The following is an 18,277-nucleotide window of genomic DNA, read 5'->3' on the forward strand; positions in this document are numbered from 1 at the left end:
ACGGTCATCGCTTCAACGCATCCAGGGCGAGGTTGAGCGTCAGCACGTTCACCCGGGGCTGGCCGAGGAAGCCGAGATCGCGCGGGATGACGTGCGCCTCGACGAGATCGTGCACTGCCGCCGTCGTCAGGCCACGCGCGTGAGCCACACGGTCGACCTGGAGCAGTGCGTACGCCACGCTGATGTCGGGGTCGAGGCCCGAGCCCGACGAGGTCAGCGCGTCGGGCGGGATCTGCGACGGCTCCACGCCGTTGAACGCGGCGAGGGCGGCCCGCGTCTTGTCGATCTGCGTCACGAGGGTCTGGTTGTTCGGCCCGAGGTTGCTGCCGCCGGATGCCGTGCCGTCGTACCCCTTTCCGGCCGCCGACGGCCGGGGCTGGAAGTACTGCGGCAGAGGCGTGCCGTCGGCATCGGCGAAGCTCTGCCCGAGCAGCGCCGAGCCGACCGTGGTGCCCTGCCCGTTCGCGACGAGCGAGCCGTTCGCCTGACCGGGGAAGACCGTCTGGCCGATCGCGGTGATGAGCAGCGGGTAGCCGACACCGAGGACGACGGTCGCGACGAGCATGGCGCGCAGTGCGGCCCACAGCGTGCGCAGCGATCCGCGCCGGCTCGGGCGCGTCGGCCGCAGGGGCCGGACGGGTGCGGTGGTGGTGGACACGATGACTCCTTCGGACCGGGTCAGAAGCCCGGGATGAGGCCGACCACGAGGTCGATGAGCTTGATGCCGACGAACGGCGCGATGATGCCGCCGAGGCCGTAGATCAGCAAGTTGCGATTGAGGATCTGCGACGCGCTCGCCGGGCGGTAGGCGACGCCGCGGAGGGCCAGCGGGATCAGCAGCACGATGATGATCGCGTTGAAGATGATCGCGCTCGTGATGGCGGATGCGGGCGAGTGCAGGCCCATGACGTTCAGCACGCCGAGCCCCGGGTACACGACCATGAACATCGCCGGGATGATGGCGAAGTACTTCGCGATGTCGTTCGCGAGCGAGAAGGTCGTCAGGGCGCCGCGCGTGATGAGCAGCTGCTTGCCGATGCGCACGATGTCGATCAGCTTCGTCGGGTCGGAGTCGAGGTCGACCATGTTGCCGGCCTCCTTCGCCGCAGAGGTCCCGGTGTTCATCGCGACCCCGACGTCCGCCTGGGCGAGCGCCGGTGCGTCGTTGGTGCCGTCGCCGGTCATCGCGACGAGGTTGCCGCCCTCCTGCTCGCGGCGGATGAGCGCGAGCTTGTCCTCGGGGGTCGCCTCGGCGAGGTAGTCGTCGACGCCGGCCTCGTGCGCGATGGCCTTCGCCGTCAAGGGGTTGTCACCGGTGATCATGACGGTGCGGATGCCCATGGCGCGCATCTCGGTGAAGCGCTCGCGCAGGCCGTCCTTGACGATGTCCTTCAGGTGGATCACCCCGAGCGGCCGTGCGCCCGACGCGTCCGCGATCGCGACGACGAGCGGCGTGCCGCCGCTGGCGGCGATGCCGTCGACGATTCCGGTCAGCGCCGTGCGCGTCGCATCCGTCACCTGCGCGCCGTTCTCGTCGAGCCAGGCCAGGACGGCCGAGCCGGCGCCCTTGCGCAGCTGCGAGCCGTCCGGCAGGTCGAGCCCGCTCATGCGCGTCTGCGCGGTGAACGGCACCACGACGGCGTCGGCCGGCTCGGAGACGTGGATGCTGCGAACCGCGGCGAGCTCGACGACCGACGTCCCCTCGGGGGTGGGGTCGGCGAGGGAGCACTCGGCGGCGATGCGGGTGAGCTCGTCCTGATCGATGCCCGGCAGGGCGACGAACTCGGTCGCGCGCCGGTTGCCGTACGTGATCGTGCCGGTCTTGTCGAGCAGCAGCGTGGTCACATCGCCCGCGGCCTCGACGGCACGCCCCGACATGGCGAGCACGTTGTGCTGGACCAGGCGGTCCATGCCCGCGATGCCGATCGCCGACAGCAGGGCGCCGATCGTCGTCGGGATGAGGCACACGAGCAGCGCGACGAGCACGGCGATGCTGGCCGGCTTCGCCGCGTACGAGGCCACGGGGTTCAGGGTGAGCACCACGATGAGGAAGATGATCGTGAGGCTCGACAGCAGGATGCTGAGCGCGATCTCGTTCGGAGTCCGCTGGCGTGCGGCTCCCTCGACGAGGGCGATCATGCGGTCGACGAACGTCTCACCCGGCTTCGAGGTGATCCGCACGACGATCCGGTCGGACAGCACCCGCGTCCCGCCCGTCACGGCGCTGCGGTCGCCTCCCGACTCGCGCACCACCGGAGCCGACTCGCCCGTGATCGCCGACTCGTCGACGGTGGCGATGCCGGCGATGATGTCGCCGTCGCCGGGGATGAGCTCTCCCGCGGTCACGATGACCACGTCGCCCAGTGCGAGGTCGGTCGAGGCGACCTGCTCTGTCGCAGAGGCCGAGGCCGCCGCATCCCGCGTCCCGTCGTAGCCGGCCACCCGCGTCGCCATCGTCGCCGCACGCGTCGTGCGGAGCGTGGCTGCCTGGGCCTTGCCGCGCCCCTCGGCAACCGACTCGGCCAGGTTCGCGAAGATCACGGTGATCCAGAGCCAGATCGCGATGCCCCACGTGAACAGCAGGGGGACCGGTGCACCTCCCGAGGTCTGCATCGCCGGGATGAACGGCTCCGCGATGGCGATGATCGTCGTCAGCACGGCGCCGACCCATACGAGCATCATGACGGGGTTGCGCCACTGATCCGCCGGGTTGAGCTTGCGCAGCGCGCCGGGGAGTGCCTGCACGAGCTGCGACCAGCCGAACGCGCGGTTCTTCCTGGGCGCCGGCGGAGTCGCCGATTCTGTTGCGTGTCCGTACACCGCGGTGGTCATGAGAGTCCTTCTGCGAGGGGGCCGAGCGCGAGCACCGGGAAGTACGTGAGCGCGACGACGGTGAGGGTGACGGCGACGAGCAGTCCGACGAACTGCGGTCGGTGGGTCGGCAGGGTGCCTGCCGTCGAGGGCACGATGTCCTGCTGGGCGACGGAGCCGGCGAGGGCCAGGATCAGCACGATCGGCACGAACCGGCCGAGGAGCATCACGACCCCGAGCGCCGAGTTCAGCCACGGGGTGTTCGCGGTCAGCCCGGCGAAAGCCGAGCCGTTGTTGTTCGCCGCCGAGGTGAACGCGTAGAGCACCTCGCTGAGACCGTGCGCGCCCGGGTTGAGGATCGAGACGTTCTCGACGTCCTGCCGGACACCCGGGATCGCGAAGCTCAGGGCGGCGCCGGCCAGCGCCAGCGTCGGGGTGACGAGGATGTAGAGGCTTGCGAGCTTCATCTCCCGCGGGCCGATCTTCTTGCCGAGGTACTCCGGTGTGCGACCGACCATGAGCCCGCCGACGAAGACCGCGATGATGGCGATCACGAGCATCCCGTACAGGCCCGAGCCGACGCCGCCCGGCGCGATCTCGCCGAGCATCATGTTGAACATCGGCATCATGCCGCCGAGCGCCGTGTACGAGTCGTGCATCGAGTTGACCGCGCCGGTGGAGGTCAGGGTCGTCCCTGTCGCGAACAGCGTGGAGCCGAAGATCCCGAAGCGCTGCTCCTTGCCCTCCATCGCGGCTCCCGCGGCCTTCACCGCGGTTCCGCCCGTCGTCGTCTCGAACCAGGTCAGCACGACGAGGGATGCGGTGGCGATGACGGCCATGGCGGCGACGATGGCCGTTCCCTGGCGGTCGTCGCCGATGATGCGGCCGAACGCGCGCGGGAGGCTGAACGGGATGACGAGCAGCAGGAAGACCTCGAAGAGGCTGGTCCAGGGCGTCGGGTTCTCGAAGGGATGCGCCGAGTTGGCGTTGTAGAAGCCGCCGCCGTTCGTGCCGAGCTCCTTGATGGCCTCCTGCGAGGCGACGGGGCCGCCGGGGATCGCCTGCGTCGCGCCGGCGAGCGTGTGGACGTCGGTGAAGCCCGCGAAGTTCTGCACCACGCCGCCCGCGATCAGGACGATCGCCGCGACGACCGAGAGCGGGAGCAGGATGCGCCCGCACGTGCGCACGAGATCGACCCAGAAGTTGCCGATGGTGCCGCTGCGCCGCGAGGCGAGTCCGCGCACGAGCGCGATCGCGACGGCGATGCCGACGGCGGCGGAGACGAAGTTCTGCACGGCCAGCCCGGCGAACTGGACGGTGTATCCCATCGTCGCCTCAGGGGAGTACGACTGCCAGTTGGTGTTCGTGACGAACGACACCGCGGTGTTGAACGCGAGTCCCTCGGGGACGGCCGGCAGACCCAGCGACCACGGGAGCACCGCCTGGATGCGCTGCATCCCGTAGACGAGCAGCACCCCCACGACCGAGAACGCGATCACGCCGCGGGCGTATGCGGGCCACGACTGGTCGGCGCTCGGGTCGACGCCGATCAGGCGGTAGACCCCGCGCTCGAGGGCCCAGTCGCGGCGCGACAGGAAGACCCATGCGAGGTAGTTCCCGAGCGGGCGGTACAGCAGGACGAGCACGACGATCAGCGTCGCCGCCTGCAGGATGCCGAAGGCGAGCGAATCCGGCGCCATCAGAAGCGCTCCGGCATGAGGAGTGCGATGACGAGATAGACGATGGCGGCGATGCCGAGCCCGGCCGCGACCAGCGAGAAGACGATCATCGACGCTCCTCCGGGCGCATCGCGACTCGCGCAGCCGAGCCGCGGACCGGTGGGACCAGCCGCTCCGCCCCCTTCACGATGAGGGTGACGAGCGCGAAGAGCGCGATCACCACGGCGACGTAGATGACATCGAGCACGGAGAGCCTCCATCCGGGGCGCCGAGTGCGTCCCGGAAGACGATGCAACCCCGGCGTGGGCGATGGATGCGGCGTCCTCACGGAATCCATACGCGGTCCGGTGCGTTCCTCACGCGCCCCTCACGCCCCTGCCCCCGCCCCGCCCCGCGAGCCCGCACCCAAATGTCGAGCCCGCACTCGTTTCGCGCGAAACGAGTGCGGGCTCGGGAAACGGGTGCGGGCTCGCGAAGGCGACCCGGCGGAAGGGCGTCAGTGCTGCTCGGGAGTCTTGGTCTCCACCGCGGCGGTCTTCGGCGGACCCGCGGGACGCATCGCACGTCGGCCCTTCTGGACGACCCCGTCCTCGAACGGGCGGCCGGAGCGCTCCTGACCGGGCAGCGGGCGGGAGCGGCGACCGTAGATGAGCTCCGACGAGTCGAGGAGCCAGGGCACGAGCGTGATCGAGACGCCGTGCAGCAGCATGAGCTGCTGGGCGATCCGGCTCGCGCGCCGGTTGTGCAGGATCGACTCCCACCAGTGCCCGACGATGTACTGCGGCAGGTAGACGGTGACGATCGACGAGCCGTGCTCTGCGCGGTACTTCTTGATGTAGTCGGCGATCGGGCTCGCATACGTGCGGAACGGCGACTCGATGATCTTCAGCGGAATGGGCATGCGATGCATCCGCCATTCCTTCTCGAGGTCGGCCGCATCCTCCTTCGTCACGGCGATGTGGATGGCGAAGGTGTGCTCGTGCTTGGCGGCCAGCGCGTAGTCGATCGCCTTCACGACGGGCTTCTGCAGCTTGTTGATGAGGATGAGCGCCACGTCTCCGGTCGAGCCGAAGTGGAGCGTGTCGTCCATCTCGATCTCGTGCTCGACATCGCGGTAGTAGCGGTGCACGCCGATCATGAGGAACGACAGCACCGGGATGGCGAGGAACACGAGCCACGCGCCGTGCGTGAACTTCGTGATCGTGACGATGATGAGCACGATCGAGGTGAGCGTGGCACCGAGAGAGTTGATCGCGAGGCCCTTGCGCAGCCCGAACCTCTCCTTGCTGGTCGCCTTGGTGTTGCGCAGGTTCTCGGGCATGAGACGGATGCCGCGCAGCCCGCGGCGCCAGTGCCGGATCATGCCGATCTGTCCGAGGGTGAACGACACGAACACACCGATGATGTACAGCTGGATGAGGTTGGTGAGGTTGGCCTGGTAGATGATCAGCACGCCGATGGCCACGAGGCCGAGGATGATCATGCCGTTCGAGTAGACGAGACGGTCGCCGCGCGTGTTGAGGGCCTTGGGGGCGTAGCCGTCGCGGGCGAGCACGGAGCCGAGCAGCGGGAACCCGTTGAATGCCGTGTTGGCGGCGAGCAGCAGGACGACGGCGGTCGCCGCCTGGATGATGAAGAACGGGATGCTGTTCATGCCGAACGTGGCTGCGGCCACCTGGGCCATGAGGCTCGGCTGGGGGTTGTTGCAGTTCCAGCCGATGAGCTCGGTGCACGGATCCTCGGCGTAGTGCACGCCCGAGATCAGAGCGAGGGCCGTGAGACCGGAAAACAGCAGGATGGCGATCGTGCCCATCAACGCCAAGGTCGTCTGCGCGTTGTGGATCTTGGGCTTGCGGAAGGCCTGCACGCCGTTCGACACCGCCTCGATGCCGGTGAGCGCGGAACAGCCGCTCGAGAACGCGCGGAGGACCAGCAGGATGACGGCGGCCTGCATGAGGTCGGTGCCCTTGACGCCGTACTGGGCGCTCGAGGCGACGGGCGGGAAGCCGAGGACGGTGCGGCCGAGACCGACGAGGACCATGACGCCGACGGAGCCGATGAAGACATACGTGGGGATCGCAAAGGCTCGCGACGCCTCGCGCACGCCGCGCAGGTTGACCACGACGATGAGGATGACGAACCCCACCGCCATCTCGACGCGCCACGGGTTGAGCACCGGGACCGCGGAGATGATGTTGTCGACGCCGGATGCGACCGAGACCGAGACCGTGAGCACGTAGTCGACGAGCAGCGCCGCGGCGACCACGACCCCCGGGATCTCGCCGAGGTTCTTGCGCGCGACCTCGTAGTCGCCGCCGCCGGACGGGTAGGCCTTGATCAGCTGGCGGTAGCTGAGCACGATCACGGCCAGGAGCACCACCACGGCCAGCGCGATCCACGGGCTGAACGCCAGGAAGGCGAGTCCTCCGGTCAGGAGGATCATCATCATCTCCTGCGGGCCGTACGCCACAGACGACAGCGCGTCGGACGCGAAGATCGGCAGCGCCATCCGCTTCGGGAGCAGGTGCTCGTCGGAATTCGTCGACGCCAGCGGGTCGCCGATCAGGATGCGTTTCGCGATCGGAGTCTCATCGACTTCGGTCTCGCGACTGTCGTTCGTCACGGCGTGCGACAGTACGCTTTTCGGCGTTCGGATGCAACGCGGCGCGGCGTGCGTTACCTGCTCGTTGGCTGGGCGCTCGCTCTAAGTCGTGCGGCGCCGGACGCGAGCGAGCCTGATCAGCCCAGGAATTCGCGCGCCGCGACCACGAGCGCGTCGACGCCGCGCGAGAGTGTCGGCTCGATGACGGGTGCGAAGTACGCGGAGTGGTTGGTGGGGATGTCGGTCTCGATCGTGCCCTCGGCGAGAGCCCGCGCGTAGGCGTCGGCATCCACCCCGCCCCAGAACCAGAACACGAGAGGCACCCCGGCGTCGCGGGCGAACCGCGACACGTCCTCGCTGCCGGTGAACATGCCGGGGTCGATGACGCTGCCCTCGCCGAACGACGCCTCGAACGCCGAGACGACCCGGGCGGTGGCATCCACGTCGTTGACGGTCGGGGGGAGCGTGTGGTCGGTGACGATGAGCGGCGGGACGGTGGCACCGGATGCGGCGGCCTCGGCGTGCACGATGCGCTCGAGCTTGGCGAGCACGGCCTCCCGCAGCTGATCGGTGGGGTAGCGCAGGCTGATCTCGAGCGTCGCCTCGTCCGAGATGATGTTGTTCTTCAGCCCCGCATGGATCGAGCCCACGGTCACCACGGCGACGTCTCGGGGGTCGACCTCGCGCGACGCGATCGTCTGCAGGCGCATGACGGTCGCAGCCGCCATGACGATCGGGTCGATCGTCGCCTGGGGGCGCGACCCGTGGCCGCCGCGACCGTACATCGTGACGGTGAGACCGTCGGAGGCGGCCATCTGGGTGCCGCTGCGCACGCCGATCGTGCCGGCCGGAAGCGGAGTCACGTGCTGGCCGAGCACGATGTCGGGGCGCGGGAACCGCTCGAGGGCGCCGTCGTCGAGCATCGCCTGCGATCCGGCGCCGAACTCCTCGGCGGGCTGGAAGACGGCGACGACCGTGCCGTGCCACGAGTCCCTCTCTGCGACGAGGCGCTCGACGGCGCCCAGGAGGCAGGTGACGTGCATGTCGTGGCCGCAGGCGTGCATGACCGGTACGTCGGTCCCGGCGGGGCTCGTTCCGCGCGCCGTGCTGGCGTAGGGCAGGCCGGTGAGCTCCTCGACGGGCAGGCCGTCCATGTCGGCGCGCAGCCACACCGTCGGGCCGACGCCGTTCGAGAGGACTCCGACGACACCCGTCCGCCCGACCCCCTCGGTCGTGTCGACGCCGAGCGCGCGCAGGTGCTCGGCGACGATGCCGGCGGTGCGGTGCTCCTGGAACGACAGCTCGGGATGACGGTGCAGATCCGTGTAGATGCCCTCGAGGTCCATGCTCATGACCCGAGCATACGGGGCCGCGCAGGCGGCCCAGCCGGGCCCGTCAGCGGTCGAGGCGGGCGGTCGTGCTGCGCACGACGAGCTCGAACGGCAGCTGCCCGGGGACGACGGTCGGCGACTCTCCGTGCTGCTCCCGCGCCTCGAGGGCGGCGAGCAGGGCCTTGGCTGCGCGCACGCCCTGGTCGGCCGGGAACTGGTCAACGGTCGTCACTTGGAAGAACTTGCCCAGCTCGTGGCCGTCGATGCCGATGATCGAGAGGTCCTCCGGCACGCGGTAGCCGAGCTCGCGCGCGGCCAGGAGCGCGCCGATGGCCATCTCGTCCGACGCGGCGAAGATGGCGGTCGGCCGGTCGCCCGGCCGGCCCAGGAGCTGCTTGCACGCCCGGAACCCGCCTTCGATCGTGAAGTCGGCGGGCTCGTACAGCGCGGGATTGGGTGTGATGTCCGCCGCACCGAGCGCCAGCTCGAAGCCCTGGCGGCGCTGGGTGGGGATGTGGAAGTCGATGTCGAACTCGGGGCTCGCGCCGATGTGCGCGATCTCGCGGTGGCCGAGCGCGAGCAGGTGCTCGGTCGCGAGGCGCGCCACCGCGACGTCGTCGACGGTCAGGGTGGCCAGGCCCGGGTTGGGGCCGCCGATCGCGATGACCGGGAGGCCGAGCTCGCCGACGCGACCGCTCTCCTCCGACCCGAGCTCGATGGAGATCGCGATGACCCCGTCGACGCGCTGGCGCCTGAGCGACGTCTCGAAGACCTCGCGCCGCTGCTCGCGATCGGCGGACAGCGAGTACAGCGTGATGTCGTAGCCGTGCGCCATGAGCTCGCGCGCGATGCCCGACAGCACGGTGCTGAAGAACCAGCGGTCGAGGTAGGGGACGAGGACCCCCACGTTGCGCGTGCGCCCGGAGGCGAGGCTCGACGCTGACGCCGAGACGACGTAGCCCAAGGTCTGCGCCGCCGCCTCCACACGGGCGCGCGACGCGTCGGACACGTTGCCGCGGCCGCTCAGTGCGCGCGAGACCGTCGCCGTCGAGACGCCGGCGAGGCGTGCGACCTCATCGATGCCGACCATTCCGCCCCTCCGTCAAGCCCGGCCGGTGCGTCTTCGCTCACCGGTCCGGGCACCCCAGCATCCGGATCAGTCCCGGACGAGCCACGCTGTCGCGTCCACCGGAAGCACGCCGTCGTCCGCCGGCGAGCTCGCCGCGACCACGCGCCCCGCAGGCAGGGCGACCGGCTCGGGTCCGATGTTCGCGACGACGGTGATGGCGCCGTTGCGGAACGAGAGCGTGCCGTCGCTCGTCGGGATCCACTCCAGGCTACCCGTGCCGAGACCGTGGACGCGTCGGGTCTCGAGCAGTGTCTTGTACAGCGAGAGAGTGGATGCGTCGTCCGCCGCCTCGACGTCGCGGGCGTGCGCGGCCCACTCGGCCGGCTGCGGGAGCCACGTCGAGCCGGTCGGGCTGAAGCCGTAGGCGGGGGCGTCGGCGTTCCAGGGGAGGGGGACCCGGCATCCATCGCGTCCATAGCGCTCGCCCTCGGTGCGGAACCACGTCGGGTCCTGGCGGGCGTCGTCGGGGATGTCGATGACCTCGGGCAGCCCGAGCTCCTCGCCCTGATAGAGGTAGGCGGAGCCGGGCAGCGCGAGCATGAGCGTCGATGCGGCGCGGGCGCGGCGCAGGCCGACCTCGGGGACCGGCTGGCCGGGCGAGTTCGGGCCGATGCCGTGGCCCTGCGGGTTGACGGCGGTCAGCGCGAGGCGCGACGCGTGGCGCACGACATCGTGGTTCGACAGCACCCACGTGCTCGGCGCGCTCACGCTGCCGAAGGCGCGCAGCGACTCGTCGATGACCTCGCGCAGGGCCGCGGCATCCCACTCGGTCTCGAGGTAGATGAAGTTGAACGTCTGGTGCAGCTCGTCGGGGCGAACCCACAGCGCCGTCTGCTCGAGCGTCGGCAGCCAGGCCTCTCCGCACAGCGCGCGGTCGCCGTCGTACTCGGCGACGAGGGCATTCCAGTCGCGGTATACGTCGTGCACGCCGTCCTGGCCCCAGAACGGCACGTCGGCGGCGTCGCCGCCCATCGAGCCGCCTTCGGGCTCGGGGAAGTGGTCGGGCAGGCCGTCCTTCTTGATGAGACCGTGGGCGACATCGATGCGGAAGCCGTCGACGCCGCGGTCGAGCCAGAAGCGCAGGATGCGGCGGAACTCGTCGCGGACCTGCTCGTTGGACCAGTCGAAGTCGGGCTGGGACTCGTCGAAGATGTGCAGGTACCACTGGCCGGGCGTGCCGTCCGGCTCGGTGATGCGGGTCCAGGCGTCGCCGCCGAACACGGACTCCCAGTTGTTCGGCGGGAGCTCGCCGTGCTCGCCCTTGCCGTCACGGAAGAGGTAGCGCGAACGGGCCGGGCTGCCCGGCGTCGCCGCAAGCGCTTCCTGGAACCAGATGTGCTGGTCGGACGAGTGGTTGGGGACCAGGTCGACGATGACCCGGATGCCGCGCTCGTGCGCCGCGGCGAGCATCTCGTCGAAGTCGGCGAGCGTGCCGAACAGCGGGTCGACGTCGCAGTAGTCGGCGACGTCGTAACCCGCATCCTTCTGCGGCGACGTGTAGAACGGGCTCAGCCAGATCGCGTCGACGCCGAGGTCGCGGAGGTCGTCCAGGCGCGACGTGATGCCGGGCAGGTCGCCGATGCCGTCGCCGGAGCCGTCCGCGAAGGAACGGGGGTAGATCTGGTAGATGACGGCGCTGCGCCACCACTCGGAGCCGGAAGTCATGCACCCAGAATACTGCAAGCGCTTACATGAAAGCGCTGACAGCCGGAGTCAGGTCGTGAGGACGACGTTGACCGGCTCTTCGCCCTGCAGCATGCGATCGATCTGCCGGCGCACGAGGCGCGCGATCCTCGGCTGCATGGCGGTGGATGCGCCGCCGACGTGCGGCGCGATCAGCACCCCGGGCAGCGACCAGAGCGGATGGTCCGCGGGAAGCGGCTCGGGGTCGGTGACGTCGAGTGCCGCGCGGATCCGGCCGCGTGAGACGTGGCGGACGAGGGCGTCGGTGTCGATGAGGGAGCCGCGGCCGACGTTGATCACGAGAGCGCCGTCCGGCAGGGCCGCGAGCACCTCGTCGTCGATGATGTGCCGCGTGGCCTCGCCTCCGGGGAGGGTCGCGATGACGATCTCGGCATTCGGGAGCAGGTCGGGCAGCTCCTGCACGCCGTGCACGGTCACCCCGTCCTCGTCACGGGCCGTGTGGGCCACGACGGTGAGATCCACCTCGAAGGGCCGCAGCCGGTCGGCGACGGCCTTGCCCACGCCGCCGTAGCCGAGCAGGAGCACGCGCCGGTCGGCGAGGCTCGTCGCGAAGACCGGCGCCCAGCGGCGCGCGTCCTGTGCGCGCACGAAGTCGGGGATGTGCCGCTGCGCCGCGATGGCGAGCCCGACCGCGAGCTCGGCGGTGGAGGTCTCGTGCACGCTGGCCGCGTTGGCGAACACCATGCCGGGCGGCAGGTAGGCGGAGACGCCGTCATAGCCGATCGACTGCCCCTGCACGAGGCGCACGTCGACGTCGGCGAGCATCGGCAGGATCTGCGACACGCTCATGTACGGCGGCACCACGATGTCGATGTGGTCGCGTGGCGGGGGCGTCGTCATGTCCCACAGGAGCAGCTCGACGCTCTCGGGCAGGGGCTGGAGGTCGTGGGCGAGGTCCTCGTGCGGGACCGAGACGACGAGCGAGGGGATGCCGACGGCGACCACGGTTCGCCCGCTCAGACCGCCGCGGAGACGACCGCGTCGATGGCCGACGTGAAGAAGCCGAGACCGTCGACGCCCGAGCGCATCGCCGAGCGGGTGTCGGGACCGAAGCCCGGCTCGACGGCGTGCTCCGGGTGCGGCATCAGTCCGACGACGTTGCCGCGCTCGTTGGTGAGTCCGGCGATGTCGTCGAGCGAGCCGTTGGGGTTCACTCCGACATAGCGGAAGGCGACCAGACCCTCGCCCTCGATGCGGGCGAGGGTGTCGGCATCCGCTATGTAGCCGCCGTCGCCGTTCTTCAGGGGCGTGACGATCTCCTGCCCCTGCGTGAACGCGGACGTCCACGCGGTGTCCGCGTTCTCGACGCGCAGACGCTGGTCACGGCGGATGAACTGCTGGTGCGCGTTGCGGATGAGGCCGCCCGGCAGCAGGTGGGCCTCGACCAGCATCTGGAAGCCGTTGCAGATGCCGAGGACGGGCATGCCCGCGGCCGCGGCCTCCTTGACCTCGGTCATGATCGGCGAGAGCGCGGCGATGGCGCCCGCGCGGAGGTAGTCGCCGTAGCTGAAGCCCCCGGGCAGGACGAGGGCGTCGACGCCCTCCAGGTCGTGCGAGCCGTGCCAGAGGGCGACGGGCTCGGCGCCGGCCACCCGGATCGCGCGCTGCGCGTCGCGGTCGTCGAGCGAGCCCGGGAAGGTGATGACTCCGATGCGGACGGTCATTCCACGACCTCGACGCCCACGACGTCCTCGATCACCGAGTTCGACAGGACCTCGGCGGCGATGCCGCGCACCTGCTCGAGCACGGCGTTGTCGACGGGGCCGTCGACCGTGAGCTCGAACCGCTTGCCGATCCGCACGCCGCTGAAGGACTCGACGCCGAGGCGGGCGAGCGCGCCGGCGACCGCCTTCCCCTGCGGGTCGAGAAGCTCGGCCTTGGGCATCACGTCGACGACGATGGTGGGCATTGCGGCTCCCTACTGCGGAGTGGGCGACGTGCAGATGCGCTCTGCGCCGGCGGTGAACAAAGCGACTTCGTCGCGGGTGGGGATGCGTCCAGTCTACGGGGGTGACCAGGATGCCCGTCGTGCGCTGTGACACACAGACTGGGAGCGCTCCCTTGACATCGTGGGAGCGATCCCATAACGTGTGATCCCATGCAGTGGGAGCGCTCCCACGGCCTCCGAAACTGCATGACAGCACCAGACCCACAAAGGAGTGACACGTGAACGCACGCGCACTGCGCCGCACCGCGATCATCGCGGCCGCGGCATCGACCACGGCCATCGTCCTCGCCGGCTGCGCCGGCGGCGGCGGATCGTCGTCGAGCGACTCGAACGAGAAGATCACGCTGACCGTCACGACGTTCGGCACCATGGGCTTCGACAAGCTCTACAAGGAGTACGAGAAGTCCCACCCCAATATCACCATCAAGGCCACCAACATCGACACGGGCGGCAATGCCCAGACCGACTGGCAGACCAAGCAGGCGGCGGGATCGGGGCTTCCCGACGTCCAGGCCGTCGAGGAGGGCTGGCTCTCCAAGGTCATGCAGGTCAGCAGCTCCTTCGTCGACCTGCGCGACTACGGCGCCAACGACATCAAGAGCCGCTGGGTCGACTGGAAGGTCGCGCAGGCGACCGACAAGAACGGCCGCCTCATCGGCTACGGCACCGACATCGGCCCTGAGGGCATCTGCTACAACCAGAAGCTCCTCGCTGCGTCGGGCCTCGCGACCGACCGCGCGAGCTTCGAAGCACTCCTCGGCGGCTCCAACGCCACGTGGGACACCTTCATGAAGGCCGGCGAGGAGTACAAGGCCAAGACGGGCAAGGCCTGGTACGACCAGTCCGGGTTCGTCTGGAACGCGATGGTGAACCAGCTGCCCGAGGGGTACTACACCAAGGCCGGCAAGCTCAACGTCAAGGACAACGCCGACCTCAAGGCCCGCTGGGACATCCTGGCCCAGGGCGCGGCGGCCGGTCTCTCGTCGAACCAGACCCAGTGGGACTGGGGCAAGGGCAAGGCATTCACCGACGGCTCGTTCGCGACCTTCGTCTGCCCGGGCTGGATGCTCGGCGTCGTCAAGGGCCAGGTCGAGTCGGCCGGCGGCGACGCCTCCAGCGGATGGGACTTCGCCGACGTCTTCCCCGGCGGCGCGGCCAACTGGGGAGGCTCGTTCCTGACCGTCCCCACGACGTCGAAGCACCCGAAAGAGGCCGCGGCACTGGCCGCGTGGCTGACCGAGGCGAAGCAGCAGGTCGCGACCTTCCAGGCCGCGGGCACCTTCCCGAGCGTCGTCCAGGCGCAGAGCGACCCCGGTGTGACCGGCCAGAGCGACCTGACGACCTTCTTCCAGGGCGCGCCCGTCGGCCAGATCCTCGCCAACCGCGCGAAGGGCGTCGTCGCCCAGTTCAAGGGCCCGGACGACTCCGTCATCCAGGAGCAGGTCTTCGGCCCCTCGATTCAGCAGCTCGACGCCGGCAAGGCGAACGGCCAGCAGGCATGGAACAACGCCATGACGCTGCTCGACCAGCTGGTCGTCAACAAGTAAGAGCTCCGGCCCCGATGCGGTCCCCCGGGGCAATGCCCCGGGGGACCGCATCCCGAAGCACCTCTTTCCACGAGAAGAACCGACATGACCTCGACACTGACCTTCCGGCAGCGGCTCAGCCGCTGGGACGTGCGGTACTCGCCGTACGCCTACGTGGCGCCCTTCTTCCTGCTGTTCGGGCTCGTCGGCCTGTTCCCGCTCGTCTACACGTTCGTCGTGTCGCTGAACGACTGGAACCTGCTGACCGGGCCGGGCGACTGGGTGGGCTTCAAGAACTTCACCACCGAGCTGACCGATCCGCTGTTCTGGAACTCGGTCTTCAACACCTTCAGCATCTTCCTGCTGTCCGCCGTCCCCCAGCTCGTCGTCGCGATCGTCATCGCCGCGGTGCTCGACCAGAACCTCCGCGCCAAGACCTTCTGGCGGCTGTCGGTGATCCTGCCCTACATCGTGACCCCCGTGGTCGTGACGCTGATCTTCTCGAGCATGTTCGACGAGAAGTACGGCCTCATCAACAACGTGCTCACGGCCATCGGGCTCGACCCCGTCATGTGGAAGACCGACACCCTCCCGAGCCACATCGCCATCGCGACGATGGTCAACTGGCGCTGGACCGGGTACAACGCCCTCATCCTGCTGGCCGCGATGCAGGCCGTGCCGAAGGACATCCACGAGGCGGCGGCCATCGACGGCGCCGGAGCCGTGCGCCGGTTCTTCTCGGTCACCGTTCCCGGCATCCGTCCGACGATCATCTTCGTGATCATCACCGCCACGATCGGCGGCCTGCAGATCTTCACCGAGCCGAAACTGTTCAACGCCGCAAGCTCGATCCCCGGAGGCCCGCAGCGGCAGTACCAGACCACCGTCCTCTACATGTGGGACCTCGCCTTCAACCGGGAGTCGTTCGGCAAGGCGGCGGCCGTGGCCTGGATCCTCTTCCTCATCATCGTCGCCATCGGCGTGCTCAACTTCCTCATCTCGCGGTCGATCGCGAGCGGCGAGGCGAAGACGTCGGGCCGACGGATGCAGCGCAGGCTGGCGCGCCTTCAGGCCCACGCCCAGACCTTGCGCCCCGCCGCGACCGCCGGCCCCATCCTGTCCCCGCCTCTCGAGCCCGTCCTCCCGGAGGAGCGCGCATGACCACCCTGAGCAGGCCGCCGGCAGCGCCCGCGCCGCAGACACCCCCGATGACGTCGTCGAAGGCGCCCGGCCCCATCGGTCGCCGCAACCGCGGATTCGGCGTCGAGCGCCGGCCCGGATGGCTGACCTACACGCTCGTCGCGGTGTTCTTCATCGCGGGCGCCTACCCCCTGTACTGGACGTTCATCATGGGGTCGAGCGACAAGTCCGCCATGACAGACACGTGGCCGCCGCTGCTTCCCGGCGGTCAGTTCTGGAAGAACGTCGCCGTCGTGTTCGACACCGTGCCGTTCTGGCAGGCGCTCATGAACTCGATCATCGTGTCGACGGTGGTCGCGGCATCCGTCGTCTTCTTCTCGACGCTCGCCGGCTACGCGTTCGCGAAGCTGCGCTTCCGCGGGCGCGAGGGGCTCATGGTCTTCGTCGTCGCGACCCTGGCCGTGCCGACGCAGCTCGGCATCATCCCGCTCTTCATGCTCATGAAGCAGCTCGGGTGGACGGGCACGATCGGCGCGATCATCATCCCGTCCCTCGTCACGGCGTTCGGCGTCTTCTTCATGCGGCAGTACCTCGTCGACGTCATCCCTGACGAGCTCATCGAGGCCGCGCGCGTCGACGGCGCCAGCATGATCTCGACCTTCTGGCACGTCGGCGTCCCCGCGGCGCGCCCGGCCATGGCGATCCTCGCCCTCTTCACGTTCATGACCGCATGGACCGATTACCTGTGGCCGCTGCTCGTGTCGCCCCAGAATCCGACGCTGCAGGTGGCGCTCAGCCAGCTGCAGTCGGCCAAGTACGTCGACTACTCGGTCGTGCTCGCGGGCGCCGTCCTCGCGACACTTCCCCTGCTCGTCGTGTTCATACTCGCGGGCAAGCAGCTGGTCAGTGGCATTATGGCGGGCGCGGTGAAGGGATGACCCTCATCGCATCCGGAAAGGAAACACAGATGTACTCGACGCCTCGTGCGTTCCCCGACGACTTCCTCTTTGGGGCGGCCACCGCCGCCTTCCAGATCGAGGGCGCCGCGCGCGAGGACGGTCGCCGGGACTCGATCTGGGACGCGTTCTGCCGCGTGCCCGGCGCGGTCATCAACGGCGACCACGGCGACATCGCGTGCGACCACTACAACCGCTACCGCGACGACGTGGCCCTCATGAAGGAGATGGGCCTGCAGACCTACCGGTTCTCGACATCTTGGGCGCGGGTGCGTCCGGACGGCGGCGCGGTCAATGCGGCCGGGGTCGACTTCTACTCGCGTCTGGTTGACGAGCTCCTGGATGCGGGCATCCTGCCCTGGCTCACGCTCTATCACTGGGACCTCCCGCAGGCGCTGCAGGAGAAGGGCGGCTGGACCAACCGCGACACCGCGGAGCAGTTCACCGAGTATGCGCTCGGAATGCACGATGCCCTCGGCGACCGCGTGAACGTGTGGACGACGCTGAACGAGCCGTGGTGCTCGTCGTTCCTGAGCTACACGGCGGGCATCCACGCTCCGGGGCACTACAGCATCGCCGAGGGGATGCTGGCATCCCACCACCTCCTGCTCGGCCACGGCCAGACCGTGCGCGAGCTGCGCCACCGCGACGAGAAGCTGAACCTCGGGCTGACCCTCAACCTCACGGTGGCCGACCCGGTCGACCCGGCCGATCCGGCCGATGTCGACGCCGCGCGCCGCATCGACGGGCAGTTCAACCGCTGGTTCCTCGACCCGGTGTTCCGGGGCGCATACCCGGCCGACGTCATCGAGGACATCCGCGCGGTCGACTCCGCCGCGGTGGCGGAATTCGAGGATGCGGTGCACCCCGGCGACCTCGAGGCCATCGCCACGCGCATCGACACGCTCGGCGTGAACTACTACCACGGCGAGTACGTCGGCGGGCATGAGCCGGCCGACCCGCCGACTCCGGGCGATGCACCGACCGACCGCCGCACCGCGTCCCCCTTCCCGTCGAACGAGGGCATCCACTGGCATGATCGCGGCTTGGAGCGCACCCCCATGAACTGGGAGGTGCAGCCCGAGGGACTCACGCGCCTGCTGGTGCGCATGTGGGAGGAGTACGCGGCCGAGCCGGGTGTCGCGCTGTACGTCACCGAGAACGGCGCCGCGTACGACGACGTGGCCACGATCGAGGACGGCGAGACGCGCGTGCACGACGACGAGCGGGTGGACTTCGTCGAGGGGCATCTCGCCGCGATCCTGGATGCGGTGGACGCCGGCGTCGATGTGCGGGGCTACTTCTACTGGTCGCTGCTCGACAACTTCGAGTGGGCGTGGGGCTACGAGAAGCGGTTCGGCATCGTCCGGGTCGACTACGACACCCAGGAGCGATCGGTCAAGGACAGCGGCCTCGCGTACAGTCGGATCGCAGAGGCGCGCGCGATCTGA

At 69.4% G+C, this 18,277-nt stretch carries 16 protein-coding genes; 4 read left to right on the plus strand and 12 right to left on the minus strand.

Annotated elements, in window-relative coordinates; genetic code table 11:
- Window positions 1-4 precede the first annotated feature (4 nt).
- From kdpC to purS, 12 genes are all read right to left on the minus strand, one after another.
- Complete coding sequence (gene kdpC / locus AC0NZN_RS11220) at window positions 5-565, minus strand: potassium-transporting ATPase subunit KdpC (protein ID WP_474592560.1); 561 nt, start codon at window positions 563-565, stop codon at window positions 5-7.
- A 113-nt stretch (window positions 566-678) separates the two neighbouring features.
- Window positions 679-2,832 (minus strand): potassium-transporting ATPase subunit KdpB, encoded by a 2,154-nt coding sequence (gene kdpB / locus AC0NZN_RS11225; protein WP_474592388.1) that lies wholly within the window; start codon window positions 2,830-2,832, stop codon window positions 679-681.
- Window positions 2,829-4,511: a potassium-transporting ATPase subunit KdpA gene (gene kdpA, locus AC0NZN_RS11230; protein WP_474592389.1), complete on the minus strand. Its 1,683-nt coding sequence runs from the start codon at window positions 4,509-4,511 to the stop codon at window positions 2,829-2,831. The genes kdpB and kdpA overlap by 4 nt, the downstream gene beginning before the upstream one ends.
- Entirely contained in the window at window positions 4,511-4,600 is a 90-nt protein-coding gene (locus AC0NZN_RS11235; RefSeq protein WP_474592390.1) for a potassium-transporting ATPase subunit F, read from the minus strand. The genes kdpA and AC0NZN_RS11235 overlap by 1 nt, the downstream gene beginning before the upstream one ends.
- Window positions 4,597-4,737: a hypothetical protein gene (locus AC0NZN_RS11240; RefSeq protein ID WP_474592391.1), complete on the minus strand. Its 141-nt coding sequence runs from the start codon at window positions 4,735-4,737 to the stop codon at window positions 4,597-4,599. The genes AC0NZN_RS11235 and AC0NZN_RS11240 overlap by 4 nt, the downstream gene beginning before the upstream one ends.
- 249 nt (window positions 4,738-4,986) lie before the next feature.
- Window positions 4,987-7,125 (minus strand): APC family permease, encoded by a 2,139-nt coding sequence (locus AC0NZN_RS11245; RefSeq protein ID WP_474592561.1) that lies wholly within the window; start codon window positions 7,123-7,125, stop codon window positions 4,987-4,989.
- Window positions 7,126-7,229: 104 nt separating this feature from the next.
- A complete protein-coding gene (locus AC0NZN_RS11250) occupies window positions 7,230-8,444 on the minus strand; it encodes an amidohydrolase (RefSeq protein WP_474592392.1) in 1,215 nt (404 codons plus the stop codon).
- A 43-nt stretch (window positions 8,445-8,487) separates the two neighbouring features.
- Complete coding sequence (locus tag AC0NZN_RS11255; RefSeq protein WP_474592393.1) at window positions 8,488-9,513, minus strand: LacI family DNA-binding transcriptional regulator; 1,026 nt, start codon at window positions 9,511-9,513, stop codon at window positions 8,488-8,490.
- A 66-nt stretch (window positions 9,514-9,579) separates the two neighbouring features.
- A complete protein-coding gene (locus tag AC0NZN_RS11260; RefSeq protein ID WP_474592394.1) occupies window positions 9,580-11,217 on the minus strand; it encodes a glycoside hydrolase family 13 protein in 1,638 nt (545 codons plus the stop codon).
- 48 nt (window positions 11,218-11,265) lie between these two features.
- Window positions 11,266-12,201 (minus strand): 2-hydroxyacid dehydrogenase, encoded by a 936-nt coding sequence (locus AC0NZN_RS11265; RefSeq protein WP_474592395.1) that lies wholly within the window; start codon window positions 12,199-12,201, stop codon window positions 11,266-11,268.
- A gap of 11 nt (window positions 12,202-12,212) precedes the next feature.
- Window positions 12,213-12,920, minus strand: a complete 708-nt coding sequence (purQ, locus tag AC0NZN_RS11270) for a phosphoribosylformylglycinamidine synthase subunit PurQ (RefSeq protein WP_474592396.1) — start codon at window positions 12,918-12,920, stop codon at window positions 12,213-12,215.
- Window positions 12,917-13,165 (minus strand): phosphoribosylformylglycinamidine synthase subunit PurS, encoded by a 249-nt coding sequence (gene purS, locus AC0NZN_RS11275; protein ID WP_474592397.1) that lies wholly within the window; start codon window positions 13,163-13,165, stop codon window positions 12,917-12,919. Before purS ends, purQ begins: the two co-directional genes overlap by 4 nt.
- A 257-nt stretch (window positions 13,166-13,422) precedes the next feature.
- Between purS and AC0NZN_RS11280 the strand changes: the two genes are divergently transcribed.
- The 4 genes from AC0NZN_RS11280 (at window position 13,423) to AC0NZN_RS11295 (ending at window position 18,277) form a co-directional block, all read left to right on the plus strand.
- Entirely contained in the window at window positions 13,423-14,751 is a 1,329-nt protein-coding gene (locus AC0NZN_RS11280) for an ABC transporter substrate-binding protein (protein ID WP_474592398.1), read from the plus strand.
- Between the two features lie 84 nt (window positions 14,752-14,835).
- Window positions 14,836-15,891, plus strand: a complete 1,056-nt coding sequence (locus AC0NZN_RS11285) for a carbohydrate ABC transporter permease (RefSeq protein ID WP_474592399.1) — start codon at window positions 14,836-14,838, stop codon at window positions 15,889-15,891.
- Window positions 15,888-16,808 (plus strand): carbohydrate ABC transporter permease, encoded by a 921-nt coding sequence (locus AC0NZN_RS11290; protein WP_474592400.1) that lies wholly within the window; start codon window positions 15,888-15,890, stop codon window positions 16,806-16,808. Before AC0NZN_RS11285 ends, AC0NZN_RS11290 begins: the two co-directional genes overlap by 4 nt.
- Window positions 16,809-16,837: 29 nt before the next feature.
- Window positions 16,838-18,277, plus strand: coding sequence for a GH1 family beta-glucosidase (locus tag AC0NZN_RS11295; RefSeq protein ID WP_474592401.1), 1,440 nt, complete (start codon window positions 16,838-16,840; stop codon window positions 18,275-18,277).

The organism is Microbacterium sp. sgz311019 (assembly GCF_056135325.1).